We start from the raw sequence: 15050 nt of genomic DNA, 5'->3' as shown, positions 1-15050 counted from the left end.
TATATATACGACCTGTGGAGCGTTCTCTATGCCGCAATATGCGCGCGTCTTTCAATCCGGCAATTCGCAGGCCGTCCGGCTGCCGAAGGAGTTTCGCTTCGACGTCGATCAGGTGGAAGTGACACGGGAAGGCGATGCGATCATTCTGCGGCCGCGGACCGATCACGGCGGGCGCTGGGCCTCGTTGCGCAGCGCCCTGGAGCGCGGCCTCAGCGACGATTTCATGGCGGAGGGACGTGAGCAGCCGGAAGATCAGGAGAGAACTGGCCTTCAGGACTTGTTCAAGTGATCACTCATCTCATCGATACCAATGCGGTGATCGCTCTGATCGGCCGGAAGTCCGACACGCTGCTCGCCCACATCATGGACAGCGACGAGGGATCGATCGGGCTGTCGAGCATCGTCATGCACGAGCTCTATTACGGCGCCTACAAGAGCGCGAAAATTTCCTACAATCTCGAAACCCTGCGCCTGTTCATGGCGGATTTCCCGACCGTCGGTTTCGAGCGCGAGGATGCGCTGGCCGCTGGAGAGATCCGCGCGGCGTTGGCGGCAAAGGGAACACCGATCGGTCCTTACGATGTGCTGATAGCTGCGCAGGCGAAGACGCGGGATCTTGTTCTTATTACGAACAACGTCGGGGAGTTCCGGCGCGTGGATGGCCTGCGCGTCGAGGATTGGACGACCGGGCGGTAGCCCCGGAGAGCTTCAGCCGGCGTTTCGGCACGCACTATCCGCCTCTTCACGCAGCCGGTTTAGGAGAGGAATCCACCCTGCCTTCACTCATATCAGATGTCGAAGGCGCTCGGCAGGATCACCACGTCGCGGATCGTCACGTTGCGCGGCCGGGTCAGCATGAAGAGCACTGCTTCCGCGACGTCGCGGGGTTCGATCAGCGCGCCCGCCTCTTTTGCCTTGCGCAGGTTTTCCGCAGGCCAGTCTTTCAGCAGAGCGCTGCTGACAGGTCCGGGCGAGAGGGATCCGACGCGGATGCCGTTCTTGAGGAGCTGCCGCCGCATGGTCTGGACGAAGCAATGCATCGCCCATTTCGAAGGCGAATAGACCGGCTCCCACGGAACCGGGGCATGGCCCGCGACCGAACTGGTAACGATGATGTCTCCCGTCCCTCTCTCGATCATGTGCGGCATGACCGTCCGGACGTTCTTGATGACCACGTTGACGTTCAGATTGAGCATGCGGTCGATCGCATCGAGGTCGGCATCCGCCAGATCCCCGCCGATATAGGTGCCGGCATTGGCATGGAAGATGTCGACCTGGCCGGCCTTCGAGAGAATGCCGTCCAGCAGGCCGGCGCACTCCTCGGGTCTCAGAAGGTCGAGCGGCAGCGCGATCGCCCTCTCGCCGAGCCTGCCGCAGGCCGCACTCAGCGCCGTCTCGTCCCGATCGATCATCACGACCGTGCCGCCCACCGCGATGATCGCCTCGGTCGTCGCCAATCCAATGCCCGAGGCAGCTCCGGTAATGGCCGCGATTTTGCCTTGCAAACCGTTCATATCCACTCTCCAAATGTGTCGATCATCTATCGCATGCGGGGTCGGTCATGGCTAGAAGTTCGCGGCGTGGCGGGGATGATCTGGGCGATTGGGCGGTGGTGCCTCTGAACTCTCTTCCGTCATTCTCGGGCTTGTCCCGAGCACTTGCTTCCGGTCGATAGGGCAGCAGATCCTCGGCACAAGGCCGAAGACGACGCCGAGTAAAAATGAAACGGCTGCGGAAAAGTGGCCGGAGGCCAACCCCACACTTCTCATTCCCGTGCCTGTCACAGGAATCCAGCCACCGCGCGTCCGCGCGGTGAATGACTATTTTGAAAACAAGGGAGTTTCCTGCGCCCAAGGACTTGGGCGCGCTGGATCCCTGTCATATCCCTCGGGCTAAGCCTGAGGTCACTGGGATGAGGGAAGGATAGGTGGTGCCCGCGCCCCACCAACCATCACGTGCGGCGAGGATCGGAAGCTTGGACGGTTGTAGCCGCCCCAGGACATTCACAAAAAAAACCGGGCGCGGCCGAAAGCCGCGCCCGGGCAAAACTCGCTGAACCGATCAGAAGAGGTCGAAGCGGTCGGCGTTCATGACCTTGTTCCAGGCGGCGACGAAGTCCTTGACGAACTTCTGCTTGGAGTCGGCCTGGCCGTAGACTTCGGCGAAGGCGCGCAGCTGCGAGTGCGAGCCGAAGATCAGATCGACGCGGGTACCGGTCCACTTGGGCGCACCCGTCTTGCGGTCGCGGCCTTCATAGACGCCGTCCTTGCCGGCGGCGGGAACCCACTGCGTGGCCATGTCGAGCAGGTTGACGAAGAAGTCGTTCGTCAGTGTCTCGGGGCGCGAGGTGAAGACGCCGTGCTCGGGATTGCCTGCCTTCAGCACGCGCAGGCCGCCGACGAGGACGGTCATCTCAGGCCCGGTCAGCGTCAAAAGCTGGGCGCGGTCGACGAGCGCTTCTTCCGGCTTCATGAACTGATGGCGCTTGTCGTTCACATAGTTGCGGAAGCCGTCGATGCGGGGCTCGAGCGGCCCGAAGGAATGCGCGTCGGTCTGGGCTTCGGACGCGTCCATGCGGCCCGGCGTGAAGGGCACGCTGACGGCGTTGCCGCCCGCTGCCGCGGCCTTTTCGACGCCGGCAGCACCGGCAAGCACGATCAGATCGGCGAGCGAGATCTTCTTAGCCCCCGTCTGGGCAGCGTTGAAGTCCTTCTGGATGCCTTCGAGAACACCGAGCACCTTGGCGAGCTGCGCCGGCTGGTTGGCTTCCCAGTCCTTCTGCGGGGCAAGACGGATGCGCGCGCCATTGGCGCCGCCGCGCTTGTCGGAACCGCGGAAGGTCGAGGCCGACGCCCAGGCGGTCGAGACCAGTTCCTGCACGGAAAGGCCCGTGGCGAGAACCTTGGCCTTGAGGTCGGCAATGTCCTGATCGTCGACAAGCGGATGGTCGACCGCCGGGATCACGTCCTGCCAGATCAGGTCTTCGGCCGGAACTTCAGGGCCGAGGTAGCGCACCTTCGGTCCCATGTCGCGGTGGGTCAGCTTGAACCACGCGCGGGCGAAAGCGTCGGCGAACTCACCGGGATTTTCGAGAAACCGCCGCGAGATCTTCTCGTAGATCGGATCGAAGCGCAGCGACAGATCGGTGGTCAGCATGGTCGGCACATGCTTCTTACCCGCCTCATAAGCATCCGGAATGGTGGCTTCGGCGTTCTTGGCCCGCCACTGGTGCGCGCCGGCCGGGCTCTTCGTCAGCTCCCACTCGTAAGCGAAGAGGTTTTCGAAGAAGTAGTTGCTCCACCTGGTCGGCGTCTGCGACCAGGTGACCTCGAGGCCGGCGGTGATCGCGTCCTTGCCGACGCCGGTGCCGAACGTGCTCTTCCAACCAAGGCCCTGGTCTTCGATCGCCCCGCCTTCCGGCTCGGCGCCGATAAAGGACGGGTCGCCTGCGCCATGGGTCTTGCCGAAGGTGTGGCCGCCGGCGATCAATGCCACGGTTTCCTCGTCGTTCATTGCCATACGGGCGAAGGTTTCACGGATGTCTCGGGCCGCAGCGACCGGGTCGGGATTGCCGTTCGGGCCTTCCGGGTTGACGTAGATGAGGCCCATCTGCACGGCGCCGAGCGGCTCTGCCAGCTGGCGTTCGCCGCTGTAGCGCTCATCGCCGAGCCAGGTGCCCTCAGGGCCCCAATAGAGCTCCTCGGGCTCCCAGACGTCGGCGCGGCCGCCGGCGAAGCCGAAGGTCTTGAAGCCCATGGATTCGAGCGCAACGTTGCCGGTGAGAATCAGGAGGTCGGCCCAGGAGATGCGGTTGCCGTATTTCTGCTTAATCGGCCAGAGCAGCCGGCGAGCCTTGTCGAGGTTGGCATTGTCAGGCCAGGAGTTCAGCGGTGCGAAACGCTGCTGGCCCTGACCGGCGCCGCCGCGGCCGTCGGTGATGCGATAGGTGCCGGCGCTGTGCCAGGCCATGCGGATGAAGAGGCCGCCGTAATGACCGAAGTCGGCCGGCCACCAGTCCTGCGAATCCGTCATCAGCGCATGAAGATCCTTCTTCAGCGCGTCGAGATCGAGCTTCTTGAACTCCTCGGCATAGTCGAAGTCCCTGCCCATCGGGTCGGCACGGCCGGAATTGTGATGAAGAATCTGCACGTTCAGCTGGTTCGGCCACCAGTCGCGGTTGGCTCTGCCGCGCGGCGTATTGCCATGGGCTACAGGACATTTTCCTGTGCTGTCAGTGGGGTTGTCCATGATCGTCTCCTTCATTGCTTGATCGGTCGGCGGTTCAAAAAAGATGAGCCGAGCTGGCGCCCCACTCTCTCCCTGGCAGTCTTCATATCGGAAGCGTTCAATAATTTTAAGTTGGATTTACTGATTGCTGCGATAAGCTCAGGTTATGAAGAATCTTACCCTGAAACAGCTACGCTATTTCGAAGCCCTGGCGAGAGATGGCCGCTTCCGCCGCGCCGCCGACGCCTGCGCCATCTCCCAGCCGGCGCTCTCCATGCAGATCAAAGAACTCGAGCAAGAATTGGGCGGCGAGCTCTTCGAGCGCAGCGCGCGCGAGGTGAAGCTTACCCCGTTCGGCCAGAGCTTTGCGCTGCGCGTCCGCGACATCCTGCGCGCCGTCGACGAATTGGGGGAGTTTGCCCGAGCCTCGCGCGAATCCTTTCTCAAGCGCCTGCGCATCGGCATCATTCCGACGATCGCGCCCTATCTGCTGCCGGCAATTATAAACGATCTCAACGAAACCTTCGCCGGAATTCAGATCGAGGTGCGCGAGACGCAGACAGGCAAGCTGGTTCATGAACTGGCGCAGGGCCAGCTCGACATGGCGATCGTCGCGCTGCCGGTGTCGGAATCCTCGCTCACCGAACTCGAGCTTTTCAGGGAAGAATTCGTGCTGGTCAGGCGGCAGGAGGATGGAGACAAGCCGGTGCCAGAGCGCGAAGCTTTGCGCGAAATGCGGCTGCTGCTGCTCGAAGAGGGCCACTGCTTCCGCGACCAGGCGCTGTCCTTCTGCAAGATCGGCCCAGCCCGCCCGCGGGAGATCATGGAAGGCAGCTCGCTCTCCACCCTCGTCCAGATGGTCGGCGCCGGCATCGGCGTGACACTGATTCCGGAGATGGCCGTTCCGGTCGAAACGCGGTCGGCGCCTGTCTCAATCTCCCGCTTCCCCTCGCCACAGCCGTCGCGGACGATCGGCATGGTCTGGCGCAATTCGACGCCGATGGCCAAGCAGCTGCAGGAAGTCGCCGAGGCGGTGCGCCGCTCGGCCGAGACGATGCGCGCGCAGGATCCGCTCACGTGACGGACCTTGGCCGTCATCTCAGCGTCTAAGACCCCGCCCCTCACCTCAACTGCGGCGCTTGAACGTATGCTCGGCTGCCGGAAATTTGCGCGCCCGCACCTCTTCGGCATAGGAGGCGGCGGCGTCCGCGACCCTCTTGCCGAGTTCGTCGTAGCGCTTGACGAAACGCGGCTTGAAATCATTGAAGAGGCCGAGAATGTCGTCGGAAACCAGGATCTGGCCGTCGCAGGCGGAAGAGGCGCCGATGCCGATAGTCGGGATGTGCACGGCTGCCGTCACTTCGCGGGCCAGTGGCTCCACCGTGCCCTCGACGACGACGGCGAAGGCGCCTGAGCCGCCAATCGCATGCGCGTCGCGGCGGATCTTCGAGGTCTCGTGTTCGGAATGGCCGACGGAGCGATAGCCGCCGGCGGTGTGGACGAGCTGCGGCATCAGGCCGATGTGGCCGAGCACGGGAATGCCCCGCTTCGTCAGGAAGGCGATGGTTTCGGCCATCTCCTCGCCGCCTTCGAGCTTGACGGCGTCGCAGCCGGTTTCCTGCATGATGCGCACGGCGTTGCGGAAGGCAATCTCCTTCGATTCCTGATAGCTTCCGAAGGGCATGTCGACGACGACGCAGGCATTGGCGGCGCCGCGCATCACGGCCTTGCCATGAGCGATCATCATGTCCAGCGTCACGCCGATCGTGGTCTCCATGCCGTAGAGCACCATGCCGAGCGAATCCCCGACCAAAAGCAGGTCGCAATGCTCGTCGAGGAGGCGCGCCATCGGCGTCGTATAGGCGGTGAGGCAGACGATCGGCTTACCGCCCTTCATGGCTGCGATCCGCGTCGGCGTCAGGCGCTTCTGAGATCCGGTGGCGCTCATTTCGTCACTCCCTTTCCCGGCTGACCGCTCATTCGGTTGTCTCGGATCATTCTGTTCCCGCTCGCCGGGCTGCTGTTGTTTCCGACAACTCTGTTGTCGAGAAGCCGCGTCGTGCCGATCTGCACGAAGAGCGCCACCACGATGGGGCCTTCGAGCGAAGCGACCGGCGCCAGCGTTTCTGCATCCCTGACTGCGACGACTTCGGGTTTTGCCAGAGACTCGCGGCCGATGAAGGCGGTGAGTTTCGCCTCAAGTTCTTGCGCATCGGTGATGCCTTCGGCGATGAGCCGCTCGGCCTCATCCAGCGCCTGCGGAACGATCACCGCCGCGCGCCGCTCATCGGGGCTGAGATAGACATTGCGCGACGACAAGGCGAGGCCGTCGCTGTCGCGCACGGTCGGCACAGAGATCACCCGCACCGGCACGGCGAGATCTTCCACCATGCGCTTGATGATGACGACCTGCTGGTAGTCCTTCTCCCCGAAATAAGCAGTCTGAGGCTGGACGATGTTGAAAAGCTTGGTGACGACGGTGGCGACTCCGGCAAAATGGCCGGGCCTGACTGCGCCTTCGAGTTCGCGGCCGAGATCGGGAACGTCGACCACCGTCTTCATCGGGCGGGGATACATATCCTCGACGCCGGGCGCGAAGAGGAAATTCACGCCGGCCTGCTTGAGCATGTCGCCATCGCGCTCGAGATCGCGCGGATATTTGCCGAGGTCTTCGGCCGGGCCGAATTGCAGCGGATTGACGAAGATTGAGACGACGACGATGTCGTTCTCGGCCCGGGCGCGCGTGACGAGCTTGAGATGTCCGGCGTGGAGATAGCCCATGGTCGGAACGAGGCCGACGGTGCGCCCCTGCCGCTTCAGCGCATCGAGCGTGTGGCGCAGCTCTTCAATATTCGAGAAAACCCGCATACATCCTCCCCGCGGCCGGTCACTCATCTTGGGCGCGGATAAGAAATGTAATCGAAGCCCGAGGTCAATGCACTTCCGGACAAAAAACGATTAGATGCATGGTCGGCCGATAAACCGACCCATATCCGCTCGGAAATCTTTGTCTCGCATCCGGCTTGCGGCAGGGCTAGCAATGTGCGACCTGCGCCTCTATCTACCCTCTCCGTCAAGATACCATCACAGTCGGCCGTTATGGAGTTTACATGGACAAACCCTGGAAGATCAGCCGCGGGCCGATAGCGGCGACCGAGCTTGATGTTGAGAAGGCAAACGCGATCAACTCGCTGCTGATCCGGCCTGTCGGCGTGCTTCCGGCCAAGCCCGGTGATCCCGTCCTCCCCTTCGTCGTCGGTCTGTTCAACGAGCTGCGCCCGCTCCTGAAGCCCGATGCCGGCGTGACGACGCTTCGGCGCGCGACCGCTGCCTATGTCCATTGCCGGCGCTATTATTTCGCCAGCGCCCAGCCCGATTCGATGCGCCATAACATCGACGGCGAACCGGTCGAGCCGCTGTCGGAGGAAGACCGATTGGTTGCGCAGAAGCGTTTCCTGAGCCTCAAGCAGAGCGCCGCGAAGGCCGAGGAACCCGAGCCGGCACCTGTCGTGGTCCCCGCTCCTGTGCTGAGCAAGAACGAACAGATCCGCGCCGCACTTCTACGCGGCAGGAAGAACGCCGTCAGCTGAGCTTGGCGACAGGTGGACCTTTTGCGCGCAGGAGCGCCATCAGCATCGGGCCCAACGCAAACTCACCTCGCTCGGCACGCCGAGTGAGGTCCCGGAGATAGCCGCCGGCGGAATGGATGCACCCTCCCCTCTGCAGAATGCAGGCGATGACGGCAGCCGAGTTTTCCGATCCCATCACTGAGCACGCATCCTCATAGGCCGAGGGGCTGACGCCCAGCATCGAGCGCACGACGACCGCCGCAGTCATCAGATCCCGCCAGCTGCGCACGCTGCCGTCCGGGCCGTAATCTGCAATGTCGGGGCAGGCCTGGAGGACCACGCCGAGCGGGAAGCTTTTCAGTTCCCCTGCCCTCGCGCTCTTAACGAAGCGCGGTCCCTCTAGACCATTTTCTTGCGCTCCGCGTCCGTCATCGTCGAGCTTGATCCCCGGCCAGTCGTTCTGCTCGGTCAGTCTCTCCGTCGTCGCCGCCTGCCCGGTTCCCAGCCCTCGTTCAAATTCAAGTATGGATTCGGGGTTCGAATTCTGTATGTGGCGCTCAATTTGGGATTCACTGGCGCTCGGCATCTGCATTTTCTCATGTAGTTCCAGAAGCTTGACGATATTCTCGCGTGTTGTCTCCAGTTCATCGAGGATCGGTGGGAGGTTTTCCAGATTGGCAACCCTCGGAATGCGCTCCAGGATCGCCTGGAACATCGAAGACACGCGCTCCCAATCGCCGGGAACGGCTTCCTCGACGGCTGCGGAGATCAGTTTGGCGATGTCGCGCCGGCAGATCGTCAGCCGCTCCTTAAGACCGCGCAGCATCTGCCGGTCGGCGGCGATGCGCGCTGCCATCGTCTCGATGTCGCCGGCGCGGGCGAGAAGCGGGGCGAGGCTGAAGCCATAGGCCTCGTCAATCCCGCCTTCCCGGCTGCGGCGCACATAACGCTTGCCGTTCGGGCTGTCCTTGCGGGAGATGAGGCCGGCTCCGACCAGCGCGGCAAGATGCCGGCGCAAAGTTGCGGCGGCCATGCCGCGGGCTCGGAGCGAAAGCTGCGCGTTCGAAGGAAAGACCACCAGCGGCTTTTCGCTGGAGAGTTCGTCCTCAGGATAAAATGTCAGCAACGCATCGAGCACCGTCAGCGCCCGGTCGGTGACATCCAGCCCTGCCCGCGCCTCGCAGACCGATCGGAACAGTTTCCATTTGTTGCGCGTCGTTCCGGCCGCGATCGCCTCGCCTCGCCGCTGTTTCAGCAGCATGGCAAGCGACATCGGCCGCCGCCCGAAGGGCGTCGTCACATAGTCACTCTCCATTTCCTTCACCTCTCATCAGGCAAAAGAAATCCGCTCACCGAAACGATGCGAGGAGGAAAAGTGCCGCTGCGTCATTTGCGCGTCTGAAAAGACGCCGAGGCGCTGCAGGACTCTTGACTGGGATTCGTGAAAATGCGATTCTCTGTCTTGCTTAAGGATGTGAGAAGGGCTTCCACGACTCGTTCGTTTGGGGGCCTTTTTCTTTTGCGGTTTCAGTCTCCTTGTTTGCCCTCCTCGGCGAGGAATTGCTCATAGAGCGCATCCAGCCTGCCGGAGAGAAATTCTCCGAAACGGCCGGCATTTCTGGCCTTCATCGAGAGCGAGAACGCCTTGCCGTCATTCTTCATTTCCGCCTGCACCGCCTTATCCCACGGCTGCCATTTCACCTTCCTCGCGGCGACGGTTTTCTTGACTGGTCGCGCGCTTTTGTTCAGCGCCGCATAGAGCGCTTCGAAACGTTTGTCGGAAGGTAACTGATGAAAGTTGTCGTCTTGCAGGACCTTGGCGACACCTGCCGCATTGGCCGATTTTCCGGCGAGCAGCGACAGTTCCACCCAGCGCTCGCGGCCGACGCCGGGCGCCGGCCCGATTGCCTGGACGACCTCCGGCGAGATGCGGTCCATTACCGACAGCATCTTCGAGACCAAAGCCGCATTGGCGGCAAGTGCGGTCGAGACGACCTCCCTGTCGTAACCGAGCTCCTCCAGCCGTCTGGCAAAGAGTGCGCGCTCGATGAAGGTGAGGTCGGCGCGGGCCGAATTCTCTTGCCCCTGGGCGATCACGTGGGTCTGGTCGTCGATCACCTTGATGACGGCACGGACATTGCGGCCGAGTTCGCGGGCGGCGCGCAGCCGCCGGTGACCAAAGACCACCTGATAACGTCCGTCGATCCTGGCGTGGGGACGCACCAGGATGGGCGTGTCCTGTCCGCGCGCGCGGATCGCTTCGACGAGCGCTTGGAAGTCCTCGTCATTCTCGGACAGGCGGTCCTTGATGAAGGAGGCTTCGACGAGATCGGGGTCGAGATCGACCACCGCCTCGCCCTCTAGGAATTTTTCCGCCTGCTTGGCAAGCTCATCCAGCGAGCGGACGAGCGACCGGCCTGCCCCGCGCATCGGGTAGTTCGGCGCGCCTGCGTTTTCATCAGGCATATCGGCCAGCCCTTCCAGCAGATTCTTTCGTGCCATCAGCGTCCTCCGATTGCGGTCATTGCATTGATTTGCTTCACGGAAACGGTGAATTTGTCAGCCGACAAATTCACCGCCCCCATGCCTGGTGAATAAGGCCGGTGATCTCCGTGTTGACGGCGCCCATCGCCTCCAGCGCGCGATCATAGGTTCCCCGGTTCATCGAGGCGCGCTCGACCTCGTAAAGCGTTTGCTTGGTGATCCCGGCATCCGAGATCGCGGTGGATTTGACCATCTGGTTCTTCAGCATGAATTCGTGGAACATCGTCGACATGAAGCCGACCATCTGCGCCTGCGGCACATCGGTCGGCTCAAAGCGGGTGATGAGATAGCGATACCAGGAGAGGTTCACTTCGGCGCCGGCGGCGCGGATTGGCTTCAGGATGCCGCCGAGCATCAGAAGGAACTGGCCCATCGACATGACGTCGAGCATTTGTGGATGGATGGTGATCAAAACGCTGGTCGCGGCTGTCAGCGCCGTCAGCGTGAGGTAGCCGAGCTGCGGCGGGCAATCGATGACGACGACGTCGTAACGATCGTCGACCTCGGCAAGCGCGCGAGAGATGCGGGTGAAGAAGGTCTTGCCGTCATTGGTCGATTTGTCGGCCATGGCAAGCGGCGTATCGTATTCATATTCCTGCAGGTCGAGATTGGCTGGCACGATGTCGAGACCCGGGAAATTCGTCTTGTGGATGATCTCGGAGAGTGGCTTCTTCTCGCCGTCATAGCGGATCGCTTCATAGAGCGAGGCGGCCTGGTCGAACTCCGGCTGGAAGCCGTGCAGGGATGAGAGCGATGCCTGCGGATCGAGATCGACGGCGAGCACGCGGTGGCCGGTCAACGCCAGATGCTGGGCAAGATGGGCAGCCGTCGTCGTCTTGCCCGAGCCGCCCTTGAAATTGACGACGGCGACGACCTGTAGCTTCTCATGAGCGCGGCGATGGGGCACATACATGCGGCTTTCGGAGCGGCCATGCGCATCGAGATAGCACCTCAGCTCGAGCATCTGCTCAGCGCTGTAGGAGCGCCGCCCAGAAGGCGACGTTTGCGGGCAGGGGCCTTTGCCCTCGAGATGCAGTTTCTTCAGCGTGCTCTGCGAAGCGCCGACATAACTGGCGACTTCGGCAAGAGAAAAGCTGCGCAGCGTCTTCTTCGCGTTCGGCGGAAAGCGCTGCACGCTCAGGAGATGCAGCTTCTTCGAAATCACGTCGCCGTGCTCGAGAATCTGATCCTCGAAATAGAGCGGCGCGGCCTTCACGGCGTTCGAATTAGCGTTCATCGGCAGCAATCTTTCGGATAACGGTTTTCGGGATCAAAAGCCCCTGTAACCGTTATTATCCGCGATTCTCCGATGCCGGCCAAGAAATTTAAGGTTAACGCATATTAACCTTTTCGATGCTCGTCCAAGCACTTGCCGGATCTCTGCGTGATGTCCGGTCGACCGGGGATTTTGGGCCGGGGGCGCTGACAAAGCGCCCCCGGCGGCGCCCGGCCGAAGGGGAGGGGGCATTCGGCGGGCTTAACTCAATGGCGCTTCGCCTGTGGTAATGCGCTGCTCGTCGGCGCCGAAGAGGTGAACGGTGTCGTGGCCGGGGGCGATCCTCAACACGTCGCCGGGGGCGGCCCGGATCCGCTCGCGGAAGACGCAGGTCAGCGTCTGCCCTCCGAGCCGCACGAGCACGAGTGTTTCCGAGCCTGTGGGCTCGACGACGACGGTCGTCACTTCGATGCCGTTGGGGTCGAGCATGATATGTTCGGGGCGAATGCCGTAGGTCACGGCATCCTTCGGCCGGCGTTCGCTCGGCAGCAGCAGCCCGTCCACGGTCCTGAACCCGTCTTCGCTCATGCTGCCCTTGATGAAATTCATCGCCGGCGAGCCGATGAAACCGGCGACGAACAGATTGTTCGGGCGGTCGTAGAGTTCGAGCGGCGAGCCCGATTGCTCGATCAGCCCATCCTTCATGACGACGATCTTGTCGGCCATGGTCATGGCTTCGATCTGGTCGTGGGTCACGTAGATAGTCGTCGTCTGCAGCCGCTGATGCAGTTCCTTGATCTCCGAGCGCATCTGCACCCGAAGCTTGGCATCGAGGTTCGACAAAGGCTCGTCGAACAGGAAGACGGCCGGATCGCGCACGATCGCCCGGCCCATGGCGACGCGCTGACGCTGGCCGCCCGAAAGCTGCTTCGGATAACGCTCCAGCAGGTTTTCCAGCCCGAGGATTTTTGCCGCATTGCCGACGCGCTGATCGATCTCCGATCTCGGCATGCGCTTCATACGCAGCGAGAAGCCCATGTTCTTCGCCACCGTCATATGCGGATAGAGCGCGTAGTTCTGGAACACCATGGCGATGTCGCGGTCTTTGGGCGCAAGCTCGTTGACGATGTGCTTGCCGATCTGGATCTTGCCCGAGGTGATGCCCTCCAGGCCGGCGATCATTCTGAGCAGCGTCGATTTTCCGCAGCCGGAGGGGCCGACCAGGACGACGAATTCGCCGTCGCCGATATCGACGGACACGCCTTTGATGGCTTTGAACGCGCCGTAGTCCTTGCGCGCATTGCTGACCGAAACATGGGCCATGAAACTCCTCCCGAATTCGCCGTCAAAGTCCGTTCAAGACACTTTTGAGAAAATCGAGGCCGAGGCGCTCACCCTCCTTGCGCGCGGCCAAGTCCTTGCCCGGCCAGCCGTAAGCGGCATCCTCGTGCTCGATCGACAGCGTGCCGTCAAAACCGTAGCCGCGGGCCTGCCTGAGGAAACGCGGCCAGTCGAGCAGACCGAGCCCCGGCAACTTGTATTGCCACCAGCCCTTGCCGTGAAAGCCGAGTGCCTGCAGGGCCTCGGCGTCGATCGCCGTATCCTTGGCGTGCAGAATGGCGATGCGGTCCTTGACCGCCTCCAGCGCCCGATAGGGATCCACGCCGATGCGGATGAGGTGCGAGGGGTCGAATTCGAGGCCGAAGCGGCAGTCCTCGATGCGGCGGAAAAGTTCCTGCCATCCCCGAGGCGTCGTTCCGATGAAATCGTCTCTAGGACCGGGCCAGTTCTCGATCGCGAAGGTGAGGCCGCTTGCCCGCGTTTGCGCGATCAGCCCAATCGCGAAGTCGGCGAAGTCGTCATAATTGGCCTCGTCACTTGCCGTATCGTTACGACCGGGAAAGATCACGAATATCGGAACGCCGGCGCCGCCGATCGCTTCGGCAAATTCTGAGGTCCTTGCCCGGAGTTCGCGGCGCTTGTCGTGGTCGGCATCGAGCTGATTGCCGAAAAAAGTCATCGAGGAGACGAAGAGGCCGCGGCTTCGTGCTAGCGAGACGGCGTCCTCCACCCGGTCGGGCGTCTTGATGTGGCCGCCGACATCGATCTCGATCGCTTCGAACCCCGCCGACGCGGCGAAATCCACCACTTCCTCCAGCGGGCGGTCATTGAATGTCGAGGTATAGAAGCCGATTTTCACCATATCCTCCGATCCTCATCAAAATCCGGGGGCCTTGCGGTCGTTTCAACTGTTCAGCCGATCCATGAATTTCAGCGGCGAGCGCGTGCGCTGCGCCACATCGGCCGATGCGAGCATCAGGGCCGCCGCCATAGGCATGGCCGCCGCACCCATGGCCGAGGCGTCCTCGCCGATCGAGGCGCGATGCAGCGAGGGCAGGTTCGTGTCCTCGGCGTCGAGATGCTCGTGCACGTAACGCAGCAATTCATCGACGATGCGGATCGGCAGCCGGCCGCCGACGAGCACGGCATCGGGATCGACGATCATGGCGATATGTTTGACCGCGACGGCGAGATGCGCGCTCATTTCCTTCAGCCATTGCGAAACGAGGCGCTTGCCGCGCGCGTCGAGGGTCAGCAGATCCTGCGGCACGCTCACCTTGATCCCATGCCGGGCGAGAAAATCATAGAGGAAGAACAGCGAGAAGATCTCCCCGAGAAGCTGGACCTTCTGCGCCTCGCCGTCGCGGCCGTCGGCAATCGGAAGCCAGCCGATCTCGCCGCTGAGGCCCATGGCGCCGCGATGGCCGTTGCCGTCGAGAACGAGGCCGCCGCCCGGGCAGGCATTGACGGCGATATAGAAGAAGCTGCTGCTTTCCGCGCCGAGGCCGTAGTTGAGCTCGGCAAGGGCAGCGGCATTAGCCTCATTTTCGGTGAAGACGGGATGCGGCGTCAGGCTCTCCAGTGCGGCGCGCACGTCGAAATCAGTCCATTCCTGATAGGCGTCGGGCTTGCCGAGCAGCGAGATTTCGCCGAGCCAATCCGGCATGGCAAGGCCGATGCCGGCAAGGCGCGCATCGTCGATCAGTCGGCTGCGCTGGAAATGCGAGATCGCATCTGATGTCAGTTGCATGAATTCCGCCGGCAGGATGAAGCGTTTCTCGTGGTGTACGCGGGCGCGCACATTGCCGACGGCGTCGACCGCCAGGATCGTCAGATGGTCGCGGTCGATGTTGATGCCGATGGCGTAATAGGCGTCGGGATTGATTTCGAGTTCGATTGCCGGCTGGCCTCTGAGCCCATGCCGGCGGCGGGCCTCCATGATCAGGCCCTCGTCCAGCAGGCGGTCGACGATGCGTGCGATCGCCGGTTTGGTGAAGCCCGTCTGCCTGGCGATTTCGGCGCGCGAAATCGGCGCCTGGCGGTGGATGCAGCGGAGCACGACGGCCCTGTTGTGCTCGCCGGCGTCTTCGACATTGGCGCCCGTCAGATCGGGGGAGAGCCTAGCGTCGAGTGTCTGGTTCATGCGTTCAATC

14 protein-coding genes are annotated in these 15050 nt (G+C 62.5%); 4 read left to right on the top strand and 10 right to left on the bottom strand.

The annotated features are described in order from the left end of the window. Positions 1 to 28: 28 nt before the first annotated feature. Together ACQ7C1_RS22165 and ACQ7C1_RS22160 are read left to right on the top strand one after the other, a co-directional pair. A complete protein-coding gene (locus ACQ7C1_RS22165; protein ID WP_085781307.1) occupies positions 29 to 289 on the top strand; it encodes an antitoxin in 261 nt (86 codons plus the stop codon). After that, positions 286 to 696, top strand: coding sequence for a type II toxin-antitoxin system VapC family toxin (locus ACQ7C1_RS22160; protein ID WP_221157535.1), 411 nt, complete (start codon positions 286 to 288; stop codon positions 694 to 696). Before ACQ7C1_RS22165 ends, ACQ7C1_RS22160 begins: the two co-directional genes overlap by 4 nt. 92 nt (positions 697 to 788) lie before the next feature. On the opposite strand, the gene ACQ7C1_RS22155 is transcribed toward ACQ7C1_RS22160, so the two are convergent. Beyond that, on the bottom strand, positions 789 to 1514 hold the full coding sequence (locus ACQ7C1_RS22155; RefSeq protein WP_430959793.1) for an SDR family oxidoreductase: 726 nt from the start codon (positions 1512 to 1514) through the stop codon (positions 789 to 791). Between the two features lie 547 nt (positions 1515 to 2061). Beyond that, the gene (gene katG, locus ACQ7C1_RS22150; RefSeq protein ID WP_430959792.1) at positions 2062 to 4248 is read right to left on the bottom strand and encodes a catalase/peroxidase HPI; all 2187 of its coding nucleotides are present in this window, start codon (positions 4246 to 4248) and stop codon (positions 2062 to 2064) included. Positions 4249 to 4393: 145 nt separating this feature from the next. Between katG and ACQ7C1_RS22145 the strand changes: the two genes are divergently transcribed. Beyond that, entirely contained in the window at positions 4394 to 5308 is a 915-nt protein-coding gene (locus ACQ7C1_RS22145) for a LysR substrate-binding domain-containing protein (RefSeq protein WP_430959791.1), read from the top strand. Between the two features lie 45 nt (positions 5309 to 5353). On the opposite strand, the gene panB is transcribed toward ACQ7C1_RS22145, so the two are convergent. Beyond that, positions 5354 to 6175: a 3-methyl-2-oxobutanoate hydroxymethyltransferase gene (gene panB, locus ACQ7C1_RS22140; RefSeq protein ID WP_097601236.1), complete on the bottom strand. Its 822-nt coding sequence runs from the start codon at positions 6173 to 6175 to the stop codon at positions 5354 to 5356. Then, a complete protein-coding gene (gene panC / locus ACQ7C1_RS22135; RefSeq protein ID WP_430959790.1) occupies positions 6172 to 7095 on the bottom strand; it encodes a pantoate--beta-alanine ligase in 924 nt (307 codons plus the stop codon). Before panC ends, panB begins: the two co-directional genes overlap by 4 nt. Before the next feature lie 242 nt (positions 7096 to 7337). Between panC and ACQ7C1_RS22130 the strand changes: the two genes are divergently transcribed. Next, the gene (locus tag ACQ7C1_RS22130) at positions 7338 to 7817 is read left to right on the top strand and encodes a ProQ/FINO family protein (protein ID WP_430959789.1); all 480 of its coding nucleotides are present in this window, start codon (positions 7338 to 7340) and stop codon (positions 7815 to 7817) included. On the opposite strand, the gene repC is transcribed toward ACQ7C1_RS22130, so the two are convergent. The 6 genes from repC to ACQ7C1_RS22100 form a co-directional block, all read right to left on the bottom strand. Continuing rightward, a complete protein-coding gene (gene repC, locus ACQ7C1_RS22125) occupies positions 7810 to 9111 on the bottom strand; it encodes a plasmid replication protein RepC (RefSeq protein WP_430959788.1) in 1302 nt (433 codons plus the stop codon). The genes ACQ7C1_RS22130 and repC overlap by 8 nt on opposite strands. A 212-nt stretch (positions 9112 to 9323) precedes the next feature. Further along, positions 9324 to 10298, bottom strand: a complete 975-nt coding sequence (gene repB / locus ACQ7C1_RS22120; RefSeq protein ID WP_430959787.1) for a plasmid partitioning protein RepB — start codon at positions 10296 to 10298, stop codon at positions 9324 to 9326. A 70-nt stretch (positions 10299 to 10368) separates the two neighbouring features. Then, entirely contained in the window at positions 10369 to 11577 is a 1209-nt protein-coding gene (gene repA, locus ACQ7C1_RS22115; protein WP_430959786.1) for a plasmid partitioning protein RepA, read from the bottom strand. Positions 11578 to 11817: 240 nt separating this feature from the next. Further along, positions 11818 to 12879 (bottom strand): ABC transporter ATP-binding protein, encoded by a 1062-nt coding sequence (locus ACQ7C1_RS22110; RefSeq protein ID WP_085782018.1) that lies wholly within the window; start codon positions 12877 to 12879, stop codon positions 11818 to 11820. A gap of 22 nt (positions 12880 to 12901) precedes the next feature. Next, entirely contained in the window at positions 12902 to 13756 is an 855-nt protein-coding gene (locus ACQ7C1_RS22105) for a sugar phosphate isomerase/epimerase family protein (protein WP_430959837.1), read from the bottom strand. Positions 13757 to 13801: 45 nt separating this feature from the next. Next, the gene (locus tag ACQ7C1_RS22100; protein WP_430959785.1) at positions 13802 to 15040 is read right to left on the bottom strand and encodes an ROK family transcriptional regulator; all 1239 of its coding nucleotides are present in this window, start codon (positions 15038 to 15040) and stop codon (positions 13802 to 13804) included. Positions 15041 to 15050: the final 10 nt, after the last annotated feature.

Source organism: Rhizobium sp. Nf11,1 (assembly GCF_050587665.1).
GTDB lineage: Bacteria > Pseudomonadota > Alphaproteobacteria > Rhizobiales > Rhizobiaceae > Rhizobium.
This window is presented reverse-complemented; position numbering and strand designations above follow the sequence as displayed.